Annotated in this window: 14 protein-coding genes; all 14 read right to left on the minus strand. The window is 63.7% G+C overall.

Annotated features, from left to right (window positions below):
• Positions 1 to 4: 4 nt before the first annotated feature.
• The 14 genes from LB555_RS19595 to LB555_RS19660 all read right to left on the minus strand — a co-directional run bounded on the left by LB555_RS19595 (position 5) and on the right by LB555_RS19660 (position 16,278).
• Positions 5 to 1,222, minus strand: a complete 1,218-nt coding sequence (locus LB555_RS19595; RefSeq protein WP_015315816.1) for an MFS transporter — start codon at positions 1,220 to 1,222, stop codon at positions 5 to 7.
• A 90-nt stretch (positions 1,223 to 1,312) separates the two neighbouring features.
• Entirely contained in the window at positions 1,313 to 1,630 is a 318-nt protein-coding gene (locus tag LB555_RS19600) for a Dabb family protein (protein ID WP_015315817.1), read from the minus strand.
• An 11-nt stretch (positions 1,631 to 1,641) separates the two neighbouring features.
• Positions 1,642 to 3,270 carry a GMC family oxidoreductase gene (locus tag LB555_RS19605; protein ID WP_224683532.1) on the minus strand — a complete coding sequence of 543 codons (1,629 nt, stop codon included), beginning with the start codon at positions 3,268 to 3,270 and terminating at the stop codon, positions 1,642 to 1,644.
• Positions 3,271 to 3,282: 12 nt separating this feature from the next.
• Positions 3,283 to 4,044, minus strand: coding sequence for a 3-ketoacyl-ACP reductase (locus LB555_RS19610; RefSeq protein WP_224683533.1), 762 nt, complete (start codon positions 4,042 to 4,044; stop codon positions 3,283 to 3,285).
• A gap of 205 nt (positions 4,045 to 4,249) precedes the next feature.
• Positions 4,250 to 5,767: an FAD-dependent oxidoreductase gene (locus LB555_RS19615; protein ID WP_224683534.1), complete on the minus strand. Its 1,518-nt coding sequence runs from the start codon at positions 5,765 to 5,767 to the stop codon at positions 4,250 to 4,252.
• A gap of 107 nt (positions 5,768 to 5,874) precedes the next feature.
• The gene (locus tag LB555_RS19620) at positions 5,875 to 6,990 is read right to left on the minus strand and encodes an ABC transporter ATP-binding protein (protein ID WP_224683535.1); all 1,116 of its coding nucleotides are present in this window, start codon (positions 6,988 to 6,990) and stop codon (positions 5,875 to 5,877) included.
• A 4-nt stretch (positions 6,991 to 6,994) separates the two neighbouring features.
• A complete protein-coding gene (locus LB555_RS19625; protein WP_140713381.1) occupies positions 6,995 to 7,939 on the minus strand; it encodes a carbohydrate ABC transporter permease in 945 nt (314 codons plus the stop codon).
• Positions 7,936 to 8,886, minus strand: a complete 951-nt coding sequence (locus LB555_RS19630) for a carbohydrate ABC transporter permease (RefSeq protein WP_015315823.1) — start codon at positions 8,884 to 8,886, stop codon at positions 7,936 to 7,938. Before LB555_RS19630 ends, LB555_RS19625 begins: the two co-directional genes overlap by 4 nt.
• 88 nt (positions 8,887 to 8,974) lie before the next feature.
• Positions 8,975 to 10,228, minus strand: a complete 1,254-nt coding sequence (locus LB555_RS19635; protein WP_140789006.1) for an ABC transporter substrate-binding protein — start codon at positions 10,226 to 10,228, stop codon at positions 8,975 to 8,977.
• A gap of 58 nt (positions 10,229 to 10,286) precedes the next feature.
• The gene (locus LB555_RS19640; protein WP_224683536.1) at positions 10,287 to 11,798 is read right to left on the minus strand and encodes an aldehyde dehydrogenase family protein; all 1,512 of its coding nucleotides are present in this window, start codon (positions 11,796 to 11,798) and stop codon (positions 10,287 to 10,289) included.
• Positions 11,799 to 11,815: 17 nt separating this feature from the next.
• A complete protein-coding gene (locus tag LB555_RS19645; protein WP_224683537.1) occupies positions 11,816 to 12,592 on the minus strand; it encodes an enoyl-CoA hydratase/isomerase family protein in 777 nt (258 codons plus the stop codon).
• Positions 12,585 to 14,186 carry an acyl CoA:acetate/3-ketoacid CoA transferase gene (locus LB555_RS19650; RefSeq protein ID WP_140619356.1) on the minus strand — a complete coding sequence of 534 codons (1,602 nt, stop codon included), beginning with the start codon at positions 14,184 to 14,186 and terminating at the stop codon, positions 12,585 to 12,587. Before LB555_RS19650 ends, LB555_RS19645 begins: the two co-directional genes overlap by 8 nt.
• Positions 14,183 to 15,199: a Gfo/Idh/MocA family protein gene (locus LB555_RS19655; protein ID WP_015315828.1), complete on the minus strand. Its 1,017-nt coding sequence runs from the start codon at positions 15,197 to 15,199 to the stop codon at positions 14,183 to 14,185. The genes LB555_RS19650 and LB555_RS19655 overlap by 4 nt, the downstream gene beginning before the upstream one ends.
• 20 nt (positions 15,200 to 15,219) lie before the next feature.
• A complete protein-coding gene (locus LB555_RS19660; protein ID WP_140875197.1) occupies positions 15,220 to 16,278 on the minus strand; it encodes a LacI family DNA-binding transcriptional regulator in 1,059 nt (352 codons plus the stop codon).
• Between the last annotated feature and the right edge of the window lie 29 nt (positions 16,279 to 16,307).

The following is a 16,307-nucleotide window of genomic DNA, read 5'->3' on the forward strand; positions in this document are numbered from 1 at the left end:
CCTCTCAGCCGAGCACCGTCATTACCTGGCCGCGCCGCTCCGGACTGAAGCGGATGACGACGATGATGCAGACGGCGACCACGCCGGCAAAAAGCGCCAGCGCATAGCCATAGCTGCCGCCGGGGGCTTCGGCGATCCCGGCCTGATATGGACCGCCATAGGAAGCGGCGAGATTGCCGGCCTGGTAGATGAAGCCGGGCAAGGTGGCGCGCACCGCACCGGGAGAAAGCTCGTTGAGGTGGACCGGGATGACGCCCCAGGCGCCCTGGACCGCGACCTGCATGACGAAGGCGCCGATGGCCAGCATGAACGGCGTTGAACTGTAGGCCCATAGCGGGATCGCCGGCAGGGCGATGATGCAGGCGAGTGTAATGGCGTTGACGCGGCCGATCTTCTCCGACAGCGCACCGAATGCCAGGCCGCCGACGATGGCGCCGATGTTGGCAACGATGGTGATCCAACTCACCGTATGCGGATCGAAGCCGTGCTGCTTCTTCAGGAAGGTCGGATAGAGATCCTGCGTGCCATGGCTGAAGAAGTTGAAGAACATCATCAGCACGACGGCATAGAGCGCGACGCCCCAGTGCTTCTGCAAGGTCTCCAGCATCCCCGGTCGAGCGGTTTTCTGTGCCTCGACGAAGGCAGGAGATTCCGGCACATGCGAGCGGATGAACAGGACGACCAGCGCCGGGACGAAGGAGAGCAGGAACATGGCGCGCCAGCCGATCGTGTAGCCGCCGATCGTCTGCTGGTAGAGCAGGCCATAGACCACCGCCGCCAGCAGGTAGCCGGCCGGATAGCCGCATTGCAGGATGCCCGAGACAATACCGCGGGCGCTCGGCGGGACGGATTCCATGGCAAGCGAGCTGCCGAGGCCCCATTCGCCGCCCATGGCGATGCCGAACAGCGCGCGCAGCGCCAGGAAGATGCCGAGATTGGGCGAGAAGGCGGCGAGCGCCCCGATCACCGAATAGCTGACGATGTTGAGCATGAGAATGGGCTTGCGCCCGTATTTGTCGGCTAGCATGCCAAAGAAGAACGCGCCGATGAAGCGCGTGGCCAAGGTCAGGAACAGTGCCTTTGAGACTGCCGGGACATCCGTCTGGAATTCAGTCGCAATATCGGTGAGCAGGAATGTCAGAAGGAAGAAATCAAAAGCATCGAGCGTCCAGCCCAGGAATGAGGCCAGGACGGTTTTCTTCTGCTCGGTAGTGAGGTTCAAGGCGTCCTCCTTTGCATCCCCCAAAGGAACGATATGTCGCCCTGTCGGCAAAAGAGAACAGCGATCGGCCGGCTTTCGAAAGGCCGGCGGTCACTTTTTCGTAAGATCGAGATCGAAGACCATCAATCCGTCCGCGCCGCCTTCGAGAGCCGCGACCAGGCGAGCGCCGGCACGCTGATGCGCCTCATGGACGAGATAGGCGTCGCGCGCCGCGGCATCGCGGAAATCGATGGTGAAGCCATAGGTGAACCCGCGCGCGAAAGGCTCTGGGCTGACATTGGTGCTGAACTGGACGGTGTCCATGCCTTCGACCACCTGTCGCAACGCCTCGAGGCCGGCGTGGATGGCCGTGCGCTCGGTCGACGACACATCGCTGCGAAATCTGGCGAAAACGCAGTGCCTGATCATTTTACCACTCCCTATGCAGCACGATTGCCGGAAAACACTGCCGGCGGCAGCGGCTCGCGGCCGAGGATCAGGTCGGCACCCTTTTCGCCGACCATGATCGTCGGCGCATTGGTGTTGGAGGAAGGCACGCGGGGCATCACCGAGGCGTCGCAGACGCGCAGGCCCTCGATGCCGCGCAGTCTCAGGTCCGGCGTCACCACCGCCATCTCATCATGGCCCATGCGGCAGGTGCCGACAGGATGGTGATCGGTCTTGGAGGTGCGGCAGGCATAGTCGATCAGCTCATCGTCGCTGGCGAGCGACGGGCCGGGCAGCACCTCGCGCAGCACGTAAGGGGCAAGCGCCTTCTGCCGCATGATCTCGCGCGCCAGCCGCAGCCCTCTCAGCGACATGTCGCGGTCATAGGGATCGGACCAGTAGTTGGGGTCGATCAGCGGGTGGTCGGAGGGATCAGCGCTTTTCAGCCGCACCGTGCCGCGCGAGCGCGGGCGCAGGAAGGCCGAGTTCAAGGTGACGCCCGGGTTTTTCAGCTTCTCGACGCCAGCCTCGATGCCGGAGCCGAGGCCCAGATGGAACTGGATATCGGGCGAGGCGGCGGTCGGGTCGGCGTACCAGAAGCCGCCGGTCTCGAACAGGCTGGACGCCACCGGCCCCTTCTTCAACAGCAGATATTGCAGGCCAGCCCAGGCCGTGCGGTGCAGCTTGGCATAATTGTCATAGGTGTGGTCGCCGGTGCATTCGGCGATGACGAACAGGTCGAGATGGTCCTGCATGTTGGAGCCGACGCCGGGCAGGTCATGCACCGGCGTGACGCCGACCGATTTCAGATGGTCGGCCGGGCCGATGCCCGACTGCATCAAAAGCTTAGGCGAACCGATGGCGCCGGACGAGACGATCACCTCGCGGTCGGAGCGCAGGATTTTTGTTTCGCCGCCCGGCCTGTCGACCACCTCGACGCCGATGGCGCGACCGTTCTCGACGACGATGCGGGTGACCAGTACGTCGGTCCTGACGGTGAGGTTCTTGCGAGCGCGGATCGGCCTGAGATAGGCGACCGAGGCGGAGGAGCGCCGGGCATCCTTCTGGGTCAGCTGGTAATAGCCGACGCCTTCTTGGGCAGCGCCGTTGAAATCCGGATTGAAGGGAATGCCCATCTCCTGGCCGGCGCGGAAATAGGCTTCGCAGATCGGCAGCGGCGCAATCGGGTTCGAAACGCCGAGCGGGCCCTGGTCGCCGTGGAAATCGTTGGCGTAGCGCTGGTTGTTTTCGGCCCGTTTGAAATAGGGCAGCACGTCGCGGTAGCCCCAGCCGGCCAGCCCTTCCTCCTTCTCCCAGGCGTCGTAGTCGCGCGCATTACCGCGCGTGTAGATCTGGGCGTTGATTGAGGAGCCGCCGCCGACCACCTTGGCCTGCGTGTACCAGAAGACGCGGTCGTTCATGTTTCTCTGCGGCACCGTCGACCAGCCCCAGGACGCAATGCCCTTGGTCATCTTGGCAAAGCCCGCCGGCATGTGGATATAGGGATGCCAATCCTTGCCACCGGCTTCGAGTAGCAGCACGGAGTTGGAGGGATCCTCGCTCAGCCGGTGGGCCAGCACGCAGCCGGCAGGGCCGGCGCCCACGATGATGTAGTCGGTCATTGTCTCATCCACTCACAGCCGAGGCACGGAAAGCGCGCCGTCGACATTGATGATCGAACCGGTCGAAAAGCCCAGTCTCCCGGCAGCGAGCGCGGCCACCATGGCGCCGATGTCGGAAACTTCGCCCCAGCGTTTCGCCGGCACCAGGCCGCCGTCTATCAAAGCGTCGTATTTGGCGGTCACGCCCGCCGTCATGTCGGTGCGGATAATGCCCGGCCGCAGCTCGAACACGCCGATGTTTTCCGGGGCGAGCCTGAGCGCCAGATTCTTCACCCACATCGAAAGCCCTGCCTTCGACATGCAATATTCGGAGCGTTCCGGCGAGGCCATCTCGGCGCTGACCGAGGTGATGGTGATGATCGATTTCGCTTCATCGCTGGGCTGGCGGAGCATCGCCTTGGCGACCGCCTGGCTGAGAAAGACGGTGCCCCGCAGGTTGACGCAGATCGCGCGGTCGAAATTGTCGGGTTTGAGGTCCAGCAGGTCGCCCCGCACCACGGCGCCGACGCCGGCATTGTTGACCAGGCAGTCTATGCGGCCGAAGGCGCGCATGGCGGTTTCGACCAAGGCGGCGTGGCTGGAAAGATCGGCGATGTCGCAGCTGACATAGGCGAATTTGGCGCCGCGTTTGGCGACGTCTTGCGCAAGCTCGTCAGCGGGTTTCGCGGCAACATCGGCGACAAGGATGTCAAAGCCGGCATCAGCGAGTGCCTGAGCGCAGGCAAGACCAATTCCGCGCGCGCCGCCGGTGACGATGGCTGCGGGGCGGGTCATCGGATACTCATCCTTATGTCAGCGCCGCCCCTCATCGCCCTGCCGGGCACTTCTCCCCGTATAGTGACGGGGAGAAGGACGCTGTTATCGCCTGCTTCACCATGCGCCAGCATTGCAGAAAAAGCGCCGAGATTGCGGCCAGCGTGCTTCTCCCCGTTTACGGGGAGAAGGTGCCGGCGGGCGGATGAGGGGCGGCGCTGACCGATCATGCGGCGAGGTCCGTCTTGCGGATGTGCTCGGCGACGCGCAGCGCCTGGGCGGCGATCGACAGCGCCGGGTTCACGGCGGCCGAGTTCGGCAGAAAACCGGCGTCGACGACGAACAGGTTCCGGTGATCGAAGGCACGGCAGAACGGATCGAGCGGCGACGTCGCCGGATCCTCTCCGATTTTCACCGTGCCGCACTGGTGCGAGGGCGTGCGTTTGTCGAAAGGGCGCGACAGCACCAGGGGATAACCGCAGGCGCGAAAATTCTCGCGCATCACCTTGGTCAGCCCGTCGAGCGACTGCATGTTGGAGCGCCGCCATTGCATGACGATGTCCTTGCCGTCGGCCATGATGCGGCTTTCGGGATCTGGCAGGTCCTCGCACATCAGGTACCAGTCGACCGCATGGCCGGCCATGAAATCGAGCGCGAATTTCGGCACTCGTTTCACATTGGCCTTGAGCATGTTGCCGTCGATCTTGCCGAGAAGCTGGACATTGCCGAGCGGTTTGCCGCCCTTGCCGTCGGAGAGGTAATAATCGTTGAGCATCAGCGTCTTCTGGTAGACGGCATCGTTCCGGCGGCGCGGATCGATCGCCAGCATGGCGCTCGAATTGTGGTTCATGAAGTTGCGGCCGACCTGGTCGGAGCGGTTGGCCAGGCCCTTGCCGCCCCCCTTGCCATTGCTGGGTGAGGGCGAGCGCAGCAGGATGACCGCTGAATTGACCGCGCCGGCCGACAGGATGACCAGTTTTGGCGACAGCTTTTTCAGCTCGCCGTTCTGGCGGTAATGAACCGCTGATACGGTTTTACCGTCCGGAGCAGTCTCGAGATATTCGACATGGGCGCCGGTTTCGAGCTTGATGTTAGGATCGTTCAGTGCCGCCGCCAGCGGTGCGGTCTGGGCGTCCATCTTTCCCTGGCCAGTGTTCGGAAAAGCGTCCCAGCCGGTCCTGCCTTCCCTGAGCCAGGTGTCGATATCGACGCCGAGCGGCAGCGAGGCCGGATGCAGGCCCAGCTCCTTGAGCTCGGCGCGGGCACGGGCGATCGGCGCCTCGTCGGGCACGGGCTTGTAGGCGTAGGGGATCGAGTGGAACGGCTCGGTCGGGTCCTCGCCAAGCGTGCCGCGGACGCGGAACAGTTGCTCAGCCTTGGAGTACCAAGGCTCGAATTCGTCATAGGAAAACGGCCAGGCCGGAGAGACGCCGCCGAAGTGCTCCATGGCGGAGAAATCCTCTTTGCGGTAGCGGATCAGCACCGCGCCGAAGAATTTCGAATTGCCGCCTACATAGTAGTAATTGCCCGGGTTGAATGCAGCGCCACCGGCCTCGCGCCACATCTCCTTCGGCCGGTAGTGGCCGTCAACGAAGATCGAGCGCGTGTCGCGCGCATGCGGCGTTGCCGGCAAAGGCTCGCCGCGTTCCAGCATCAGGATCGAGGCGCCACTGCCGGCTAAGCCGGAGGCGATCGTGGCGCCGCCGATGCCGGAGCCGATGATGACGATATCCGGGTTTGTCATGGCCTAAAGCGCGCCGCTTTTGAATGGACACATGCGACGCGCTTTAGGTCTATTGTCTTGATGCATGTCGTTGCCCCAAAACCGAACCCACTTTTGGGCGACGCGCATTAGCGAATACGGCTCTCGGTCGCCGGATCGAAGAACACCGCCTTGGTCAGGTTGAAGGCGAGCGGCGTGTTGGTGCCGGGCTGGATGTTGGCATCTGCGCGCAGCCGCGCCACCACGCCTTTGCCGCCGAGGTTGGTGACGGCGAAGGTATCGGAACCGGCCGGCTCGACGACCTCGATATGACAATCGGCGGTGGCGATTTGCGAGGCGTTGCGCTCGGCGCCTTCCGGATCGGTGAGCGCCTCGGGGCGAACGCCGAAGATGACCGGCTTGCCCTTGAACGCCGACAATCCGGCCGGGGCATTGGCCATCGGCAGAGTGATCGGCTGGCGTGCCTCGCGATCGAGCACGACGGCCAGGTCGCCGCCATTGCCGTCGATGGTCGCCGGGATCAGGTTCATCGCCGGCGAACCCATGAAGTCGGCGACGAAGACATTGCTGGGGTTGTTGTAGATCTCGGCCGGCGTGCCGAATTGCTGCACCTCGCCATCGCGCATGACGGCGATCTTGGTCGCCAGCGTCATCGCCTCGATCTGGTCGTGGGTGACATAGACGATGGTTGTGCCGGTGGTGGCATGCAGGCGCTTGATCTCGATGCGCATGTCGACGCGCAGCTTGGCGTCGAGATTGGACAGCGGCTCGTCGAACAGGAACAGCTTGGGGTCGCGCACCAGCGCCCGGCCCATGGCGACGCGCTGGCGCTGGCCGCCCGAAAGCTGGCTCGGCTTGCGGTTCAGCAGATGGCCAATCTGCAGCACCTTGGCCACCTTGTCGATCGCCTTCTGGCGTTCGTCGGTCGGCACGCCGCGCATCTCCATGCCGAAGGAGATGTTCCCGGCGACCGTCATGTTCGGGTAGAGCGCGTAGCTCTGGAATACCATGGCGATGTCGCGCTTGGACGGGTGCAGATCGGTGATGGTGCGGCCATCGACGCGGATATCGCCGGAGGTGATCGTCTCCAGTCCGGCGATGGTGTTGAGCAAAGTGGACTTGCCGCAGCCGGAAGGACCGACCAGCACCAGGAAGCCGCCCTTTTCCAGTTCGAGATTGATCCCCTTCAGGATCTCGACCTGGCCGAAACGCTTCCTCAGACCATCAATTTCCAGAAAAGCCATTGGGTTATCCTTTGACCGCGCCCGCCATCAGGCCACGCACGAAATAGCGGCCGGCGAGCACGTAGACGAGAAGGGTGGGCAGTGCCGCGATCATCGCGGCCGCCATGTTGACGTTGTATTCGACGACGCCTGTCGAGGTGTTGACGACGTTGTTGAGCGCCACCGTCATCGGCATGGCGTCGCCGGTGCCGGCATAGGCGGAGGCGAACAGGAAGTCGTTCCAGATGTTCGTGAACTGGTAGATGACGGTGACGACGAAGATCGGCATCGAGTTCGGCAGCATGATGCGCCGAAAGATCTGGAAGAAAGAGGCGCCGTCGACCTGCGCGGCCTTGACCAGTTCGGTCGGGAACGCCTCGTAATAGTTGCGGAAGAACAGCGTGGTGAAGCCGATGCCGTAGACGACGTGGACGAACACCAGGTTCACCGTCGGGTTGCCGAGGCCGAAGCTGGTTCCGACCGTGTTCTGCAGCGACACGCCAAACCGTCCGAGGCTGCCCAGGATCGTCGCCATCGGCAACAGTACCGACTGGAACGGGATGAAGCAGGCAAACAGCATCAGCCCGAACACCAGGGTCGCGCCGCGAAAACGCCATTTGGTCAGCACGTAGCCATTGAGCGCGCCGAGCATGGTCGAGATCAGCACGGCCGGAACCACCATCTTTATGGAGTTCCAGAAATAGCCCTTGATGCCGGCGCAGGTGAGGCCTACGCAGGTCTCACCCCAGGCCTTCAGCCAGGGGTCGAAGGTCGGCGCCTTTGGCAGCGCCAGCATGTTGCCGTTCTGGATCTCGTCCATGGTCTTGAACGAGGTCACCAGCATGACGAACAGCGGCATCAGGTAGAACAGCGCGAACAGCGCCAGAAGCCCGTAGATGACGATGCGGTTGACAATCTTGACGTTGACGCCGCCGCTGGCCCGGCGGGCGGGAGTGGTCACGGCGCTCATCGCGATTTCTCCCTAAGTTCCGAATAGAGATAGGGCACGATGATGGCGACGATGGTCATCAGCATGATCACGGCGCTTGCCGAACCGACCGCCATTTCGTTGCGCTTGAAGGTGTATTCATACATGAAGTTGGACGGCAGCCAGGCCGAGCCGCCGGGGCCGCCGCTGGTCAGTGCCACGACCAGGTCGTAGGATTTGATGGCTAGGTGCGCGAGCACGATGAAGGCCGACAGGAAGATCGGCCGCAAGAGCGGAATGACGATGCGGCGATAGAGCTGGAAGGTGGTGGCGCCGTCGATCTGCGCCGCCTTCATGATCTCGCCGTCAATACCGCGCAGGCCGGCCAGGAACATCGCCATGATGAAGCCGGAGGCCTGCCAGACGCCGGCGATGACCACGGTGTAGATGACGAAATCCTTGTTCTTGATCCAGTCGAAATGGAAGCTCGTCCAGCCCCATTGATGCAGCGTCTGTTCAAGACCGAGGCCGGGGTCGAGGAACCATTTCCAGGCAACGCCGGTGACGATGAAGGAGAGCGCCATCGGATAGAGGTAGATGGGGCGCAAAACGCCTTCGCCGCGAATCTTCTGGTCGAGCAGGATGGCCAGGAACAGGCCGAGCGCCAGGCAGATCAAGATGTAGAGAAAGCCGAAAATGCCCATATTGGTGATCGACGTGTACCAGCTCGATGGCGGGTCGGTGTCGAAGGTCCAGCCCCACAATCGCTGATAGGCGCGTGCGCCTGTTATGGCATAGGACGGGAAGGTCTTGGAGTTGGTGAAGGACAGATAGATCGTCCACAGGATGAAGCCGTAGACGAAGACGATGGTGATGGCGAAGCTCGGCGCCAGCACGATCTTGGGCAAGGCATCCTGCAGGCGCGAGCGCACCGAGGTGCGCGACCGCTCCGGCGTCAGCTTGATCTGGGTTGTCGCTACACTGCTCATGGGGTTCCTCCCGTCGGCATCCGGCCGATCGGCCTCACGGACCGGAAACCTTCCCCGCCGGAGCGGGGAAGGTGTTTGTGGCCGGCGCTTACTTGGCGTCGTCGATCGCCTTGACCAGTTCGGTCACGGCTTCGTCCGAGGTCTTGATCTGACCGTGGACAAACTTCGAGATGACGTCCTTGTAGGCATTGGCGACAGCCGGAGGCGCGCCATAGCCCTGGGCCAGCGAGCCGAACAGCGTGCCGCCTTCATTGGCCTTCTTCAGGTCGGCGATACCCTTCTTGCCGCAAGCGTCGAAGTCGGTGTCAGGCACGTCGGTGCGGGCCGGAACCGAACCCTTGACGACGTTGAAGGCCGATTGGAAGCTCTTCGACAAGGTGGCGGTGGCCAAAGCGATCTGGGCGGCCTTGCGGTCGTCCGGAACGTTGAACATGCCGAACATGTCGGAGTTGTAGATCACCGAGCCGTCGGTGCCCGGGAAGCGATAGCAGAGGAAGTCCGTACCCGGTGTCTTGTTGGCGGCGTGGAACTCGCCCTTGGCCCAGTCGCCCATGACCTGCACCAGCGCATCGCCCTTGATGACCATGGCGGTGGCCAGGTTCCAGTCGCGGCCAGAGAAGTTCGGGTCGACGTAGGTGACGAGCTTGGCCAGATTGTCGAACGACTTCTTCATCGTGTCGGACTTGAGCGACGCGTCGTCGAGGTCGTTCATCGCCTTCTTGTAGAACTCAGGTCCGCCGGTCGACAGCACGACGGAATCGAACATGGTCGCTTCCTGCCAGTTCTGGCCACCAAGCGCGAGCGGGGTGACCCCGGCCGCCTTGGCCTTGTCGAGCAGGGCGATGAAATCATCGAAAGTCTTCGGCTCGGTGCCGCCGATCTTGTCCATCACCGCCTTGTTGATCCACAGCCAGTTGACGGAGTGGACGTTGACCGGAGCGGCAACCCACTTGCCGTCATAGACGGAGAACTTCTGCAGCGCGGCCGGAACCGACTTGTCCCAGCCTTCCTTCTTCGCCGTCTCGGTGAGGTCGCCCATCACGCCGGCAGCGGCATAGTCGAGCACGGTGTAGCCGAGCATCTGCGAGGCGGTCGGATAGTTGCCGGCCGCGACCATCGCCTTCAGCGCGGTCATGGCGGCATCGCCGCCGCCGCCGGCCACGGGAACGTCCTTCCAGGCATAGCCTTCCTTGGCCAGATCGCCCTTGAGCACGTTGAGAGCAGCTGCTTCGCCGCCCGACGTCCACCAATGCAGCATCTGCACTTCCTTGACGTCCTCGGCATGGGCCGCGAAAGCCAGGCCCGAAGCGAGCGCCGTTCCGATAAGCAGTTTGCGCAACATGTACTTCCTCCCTTGTTGCATTACACGACCGGTGGCAGCCCACCGGGTTCTTCCCAACTCAGCCGACCCACCAACCGGTGCGCTGGCCGCGATGAAACTGGATTGTCTTTTCCTCGGTATAGTCCTCAACAGCGCGCTTGCCGAGTTCGCGGCCCAAGCCCGACTGCTTGTAGCCGCCGAACGGCAGTTCTGGATAACCTTCCATGAACGTGTTCACCCAGACAGTCCCCGAACGCACGCCCCGCGCCACCGACATGCAGGTGTCGATGCTGGCGCTCCACACACCCGCCGACAGACCATAGGGCGTGTTGTTGGCGATGCGCAACGCCTTTTCAATCGATTCAAAAGTCAGCACCGAGAGCACCGGCCCGAACACTTCCTCGCGCGCGACCGTCATGTTTTCGGTGACGTTGCGTAAGATCGTCGGATCGAGATATTGGCCGGCATTGGAAGGGCGTTGCCCGCCGCCGCTGTAGATACTGCCGCCTTCACTCGCGGCAGCCGCGACGTAACCCGTCACCTTGGCCAGATGGTCTGACGAAATCATCGCGCCGACCTTGGTTAGGTCGTCGAGCGGATCGCCCACGGTTACCCTGGCGGTCAATGCCTTCACGGCGCCCAGGAAGTCGTCGGCGATCGCCTCATGCACGATCAGCCGGCTGCCGGCATTGCAGCACTCGCCGGCGTTGAAGAAGCCGCCGAATACCGCGGCATCGGCAGCGGCTTTAAGATCGGCATCGGGGAAGACGATCTGGCCGTTCTTGCCGCCGAGTTCCATCGAAACTCTCTTAAGGGAATTCGAGGCCGCAGCCATGGTCATCTTGCCGACGCGGGTGGAACCGGTAAACGAAACCATCTCGACCAGCGGATGGCTGACCATCGGCGCGCCGACATCGGCGCCGAGACCTGCGAGGATGTTGACGACTCCAGCGGGAACGCCGGCTTCCAACAGGATATCGCCAAGCACGAAAGTCGAGGCCGACGTCATTTCGCTTGGCTTGACCACGGCCGTGCAGCCGGCGGCGAGCGCGAAAGGCAGTTTCTGGCTGACGATGAGGAATGGGAAATTCCACGGCGTGATGATCGAGACGACGCCGATCGGCTCACGCAGGACGACGCCCAGCATGGCATCGCCAAGATTGGCGTAGCTTTCGCCGTGCAACGTTCGGGCCAGTGAGGCGGCATAGCGCCAGATGTCGACGGCGCCGCCGATCTCGCCGCGCGCCTGGGCGATCGGCTTGCCGGATTCCAGCGCATCGAGCCGGGCGATGTCTTCCAGCCGGATCTCGATCAGGTCGGCGGCCTTAAGCAGGATCGCGGCGCGTTCGGACGCTTGCATGCGCGGCCAGGGGCCGGTCTCGAAGGCCCTGTGCGCCGCCTGCACCGCGGCTTCCACTTCGGCGGCACCCGCCTGAGCATAGTGTGAAACCATGAAGCCGTGGCCGGGGCTCTTGCGTTCCAGCATGCGGCCATCGCGGGCATCGACATGCTTGCCGTCGATCAGAAGCTTGTATGCCTTGGGGGCCACGGAGGCCTCGGCAGGCATGGGAATCTTCAGAGGTGCATTCATGTGATTTCCACTCTGTCCTACGAACGCGAAAACACGGGCTTCTGCTTGGTCTTGAAGGAGCCGACGCCGGCCTTGAGATCACCGGTGAGCGCCATGAAGCCGCTGGCCAAGGCTTCTGTCGCAGCGGCGCTTTCCTCGCCCTCCGCCACCGCAATCATCAGCTTGGCGGCTTCGGTGGCCAGCGGTCCGCGTTCGGCGATTTTTTCAGCCCAGATCCTGGCTTCATCCGAGGCCTTGCCGGTTTCGACGACGCGGTCGACGACGCCTAGCGCAAGCGCTTCCGGCGCCAGAAAAATCTCGCCACCGACAGCCATGCGACGCACCGTCTGGGCGCCGAAGCGACGCACCGCGCGCTGCGTGCCGGACCAGCCGGGGACAACGCCGATCGAGGTCTCGGGGAAGCCGAGCTTCACCTGCGTTTCCGCGACGCGGAAATCACAAGCCACAGCCAGTTCCAGCCCGCCGCCGAGCGCATGACCGGACAGAACGGCGATGGTCGGTTGCCGCAGCCGCGCCAGCCGGTCGAAGACACGGTGGCCGTAGCGCACCCATTGCACCTGGAAATCGGCGGCGCTCATGCTCCCCCAGGCCTCGACATCGCCGCCGGCGCAAAACCCCTTGCCTTGACCGCATATGAGGACGATGCGGACATGCTGAGCGCTTTCCGCCTCGTCCAGCGCCGCTTCCAGCGCGCGCAGCATCGGGATATCGAGCGCATTGAACTTTTCCGGACGGCGCAAGGTGACAATGCCGATCGCGCCATCCTGCTCGAAGGTGACGAGGCGCTCAGCCATGCGCGCCTCCGAGCGAGGCGCCGCCATTCAGCGACAGGCCGATCGGCCGATCCTGGTAGAGTGCCGCCGGCGTCACCTTGAGGTCGTTGGCTACGTTGAGCGGGATCTCGGCCTGCGCCAGCACATCGCGCTCGAGGTCGATGCCCGGCGCCAGTTCCATCACCATCAGCCCATCGGGCGTCAGCTTCATGACGCAGCGCTCGGTGACATAGGTGATGTCCTGTCCCTGCGCGACGGCGCGCTTGCCGGAGAAGGAGATGTGCTCGACCTCCTCGACGACTTTCTTGACCTTGCCTTCCGCGTCGATGCGGATGCCGCCATTGGCGAGCGACAGCTTTGCCCCGGCATTGAAGAAGCCGGAAAAAACGATCTTCTTCGCCCGTGACGTGATGTCGACGAAGCCGCCGGCGCCGGCGGTGACATGCGGCCGCGCCGAAAGCCTGGACACGTTGACCGAGCCGTGGCGATCGATCTGCAGGAAGGAGAGCAGCGAAGCGTCGAAGCCACCGGCCTGGAAATAGATGAACTGGTGCGGCGAGGGCATGATCGCCTCGGCGTTGGAGGCGCAGCCGAACTTGAAGTCGAGCAACGGCACGCCGCCGACCGCGCCCTGTTCGATCAGCCAGGTGACCTTGCCGTGCTGGCCTTCTTCCAGAAGAATACGCGGCACGTTGGCCGAAATGCCGAAGCCGATGTTGACGGCCATGCCGTCGCGAAGCTCCATGGCGACCCGGCGCGCGATCACCTTTTGGACATTCATCTCGGCATTGCGGAAGCTCGACAGCGGCCGGAAGATCTCGCCGGAGATTGCGGGATCGTAGGGCGTCAGCGTCGTCTGCAACTGATCCGGCGCAATGACGATATGGTCGACCAGCACGCCCGGCACGCGCACATCATGCGGCTTCAACGTGCCGTTCTCGACGACGCGTTTGACCTGCGCGATGACGATGCCGCCATTGTTGCGGGCGGCGAGCGCCTGCTCCAGCCCGCCGAGATAGGCCCCCTCATGCTCGTAGGTAAGGTTGCCGCGCTCGTCAGCCGTGGTGGCACGGATGATCGAGACCTGCGGCACGATGGCGCGGAAGTAGAGCCATTCTTCGCCGTCGAATTGCTGCACCGACACGATCGGCTCGGCGGCGGCGGCGTTCATGGCGCAGCCCTGGTGGCGCGGGTCGGCGAAAGTGTCGAGGCCGACCTTGGTCAGCACGCCCGGTCGCTTGGCGGCGGCCTCTCGGTGCATGTCGAACAGGATGCCGGACGGCACGTTATAGGCGGCAACCGCATTGTCGCCGATCATCTTCCAGATTTGCGGCGGCTCGGCGGAGGAGGGACCTGACGGATAGGAGCCGCACAGCGTACGCTTCAAGAGGCCGGGCTTCGCCAGATGATCGATGCCCTTGATGCCATACATGTCGCCGGCGGCGATCGGGTGCAGCGTGGTGATATCCTTCGGATGGCCCTCGCCATCGAAGCGTTCGCCGATCGCGGCGAGCACGGCGTCTGGACAGCCGAGGCCGCTCGACGAGGACACCGAGACGACCATGCCGTCCTTGATCAGGCTGGCGGCCTGCGCCGATGAGACGACCTTGCTCAATTCATGCTCCCGAGTTTCGGGTCGATCTTGACGGTCCTGCCGGAAGCCGCCGATTGCAATGCCGCCTCGGCCGCGGCGAGCGACCAGATGCCGTCCTCGCCGGTGGCGGAAGGCTGGCCCTCGCCACGGACCGCGGCATGGAACCCGCGTAGCGACCTGGCGTATAGATCCTCGCGGTCGAAGCTCAACTGTTCTTCGCCGCTGGCGGTGCGCAGGAGGACCGAGCCGGCCGGCTTCTGCGTCATCACATCGCGGGCGATGAGCGAGCCCTGCGAGCCGTGCACCTCGAAGCCGGTGTCGGCAAACCTGGTGGTGAACCCCTCATGCGATTGCGCGATAAGGCCCGATTTGAAGCGCCAGACGCACATGGCGCCATCTTCCAGCCCGCTCCCGGCCATGCCGGCGGATTGCGTGAAAGCGGAAACCTCGACCGGATCGTCGCCAAGCACGAAGCGCAGCGTGTCTGCATCGTGCACGGTGATGTCGAGCACCACCCCGCCGCCCGCCTCGGGCCTGGCGATGCGCCAGCCCTGCAGGTTTTCGGGCAGGTAGACGGAATGGAAGACACGCGCGGCAATGGGGTTGCCGATGCGGCCCGCGGCAACGGCGTCGCGCATGGCACGGTGCGCGCCGGCATTGCGCAGATGATGATTGGTACCGAGCACGATGCCAGCCTCCTTGGCCGAAGCGACCATCTTGCGCGCGTCATCGCTGGTCAGCGCCAGCGGCTTCTCGCACAGCACATGCTTTCCCGCCTTGGCGGCGGCCAGCGCCTGTTCGAAATGCAGTTCATTGGTGGTGGAGATGTAGACGGCGTCGATGTCCGATCCGAGCAAGGCGTCGAGATTCGACACGGCGGCTGGAATGCCATTTTCCCTTGCATAGGCCGTGGCGCGTTCCGCGCTGGAGCTCATGACAGCCGCGATCTCGCCATCGGGTTGAGCGCGAATGGCATCGATCATGAATTGCCGGGCGATCGTGCTGGCGCCGATCAGCCCCCATTTGACGCTCATGTCGCGGTTCCCGTTGACGCTCATGTCGCGGTTCCCGCCGCCACGGGCCTTTTTCGCGTGCGGCGATCCGGGCCGCAGCTTTCCCTGACCACGAGATTGACGGCGCCGACATGATCCTCGGCCCGCGTGGTGCGCGACTGGATCATCTTGATCATGACGTGGGCCGCGCGTTCGCCGAGACCGGCGGAGTCCACCGCTACGCTGGTCAGCGGCGGCATATAATGTTCGGCCTCGACCACATCGTCGAAGCCGACGACAGCGAAATCCGCGCCCGGCTCAAGTCCGCGCTTGCGCAGCGCCAGCATGACGCCAAAGGCAACGGCATCGTTGAAGCACAGGGCCGCGGTTGGCGGCTCGGCCATTGCCAGCGACGTTTCCAGACACGCCATGCCGCCCTTGCGATTGGTCTCGCCCTCGATGATAAGCGCGTCGCGGGCGTCGATGCCGAGCGTCTCGCAGGCCTCGCGAAAGCCGCCCAGGCGCTCATGATAAACGACGAGGTCGGACGAACCGCCGAAGAAGGCCAGGCGGCGATGCCCCTTGCCGACGAGATGCGAGGTCGCGAGATACGCGCCCCGATGATTGTCGGGAGCAATCACCGGAATGCGGCTTTCAGGCAGCCGGCGCATGGCGAAGGCAATCGGCAGACCGGCTATTTCCAGCCGCCGGAACGCCCCTGGCGTCGTGCCGCGCGCCGGGGAAACGATGAGCCCGGCGACGCCCTGTTCCATCAGAGACTTCAGCACTTCTTCCTGGCGCACCGGATTTTCGGCAGTGTTGGCGATGAAGGGCACGATGCCGGCCGACTGGAAGACCCGCTCCATGCCGACCGCCATCTCGGCGAAGAACGGATTGGTGAGGTCGTTGATGACCATGCCGATGACGTTGGAGTGGGCCTTGCGCAGATTGGCGGCGCCGCGGTTATAGACATAGCCGACATCCTCGATCGCCTTGCGCACCTTGACCGCGGTTTCGGGGCGGATCAGGCCGCTGCCCTGGAGCACGAGCGACACCGTCGATTTGGACACGCCTGCTTCGCGGGCGATGTCGAAGATCGTCGCCTTCGGCCGGCTGGCCATCCAGATATCCTCCCCGGTTTTTTCAATCG

The organism is Mesorhizobium sp. BR-1-1-10 (assembly GCF_020165595.1).
In the GTDB taxonomy this organism is placed as follows: Bacteria; Pseudomonadota; Alphaproteobacteria; order Rhizobiales; family Rhizobiaceae; genus Mesorhizobium; species Mesorhizobium australicum.

Excerpts from the sequence above, each read along its gene's own strand:
- LB555_RS19600 (WP_015315817.1), bottom strand. The coding sequence starts at position 1,630 with ATGATCAGGCACTGCGTTTTCGCCAGATTTCGCAGCGATGTGTCGTCG.
- LB555_RS19605 (WP_224683532.1), bottom strand. The coding sequence starts at position 3,270 with ATGACCGACTACATCATCGTGGGCGCCGGCCCTGCCGGCTGCGTGCTG.
- LB555_RS19610 (WP_224683533.1), bottom strand. The coding sequence starts at position 4,044 with ATGACCCGCCCCGCAGCCATCGTCACCGGCGGCGCGCGCGGAATTGGT.
- LB555_RS19615 (WP_224683534.1), bottom strand. The coding sequence starts at position 5,767 with ATGACAAACCCGGATATCGTCATCATCGGCTCCGGCATCGGCGGCGCC.
- LB555_RS19620 (WP_224683535.1), bottom strand. The coding sequence starts at position 6,990 with ATGGCTTTTCTGGAAATTGATGGTCTGAGGAAGCGTTTCGGCCAGGTC.
- LB555_RS19625 (WP_140713381.1), bottom strand. The coding sequence starts at position 7,939 with ATGAGCGCCGTGACCACTCCCGCCCGCCGGGCCAGCGGCGGCGTCAAC.
- LB555_RS19630 (WP_015315823.1), bottom strand. The coding sequence starts at position 8,886 with ATGAGCAGTGTAGCGACAACCCAGATCAAGCTGACGCCGGAGCGGTCG.
- LB555_RS19635 (WP_140789006.1), bottom strand. The coding sequence starts at position 10,228 with ATGTTGCGCAAACTGCTTATCGGAACGGCGCTCGCTTCGGGCCTGGCT.
- LB555_RS19640 (WP_224683536.1), bottom strand. The coding sequence starts at position 11,798 with ATGAATGCACCTCTGAAGATTCCCATGCCTGCCGAGGCCTCCGTGGCC.
- LB555_RS19645 (WP_224683537.1), bottom strand. The coding sequence starts at position 12,592 with ATGGCTGAGCGCCTCGTCACCTTCGAGCAGGATGGCGCGATCGGCATT.
- LB555_RS19655 (WP_015315828.1), bottom strand. The coding sequence starts at position 15,199 with ATGAGCGTCAAATGGGGGCTGATCGGCGCCAGCACGATCGCCCGGCAA.
- LB555_RS19660 (WP_140875197.1), bottom strand. The coding sequence starts at position 16,278 with ATGGCCAGCCGGCCGAAGGCGACGATCTTCGACATCGCCCGCGAAGCA.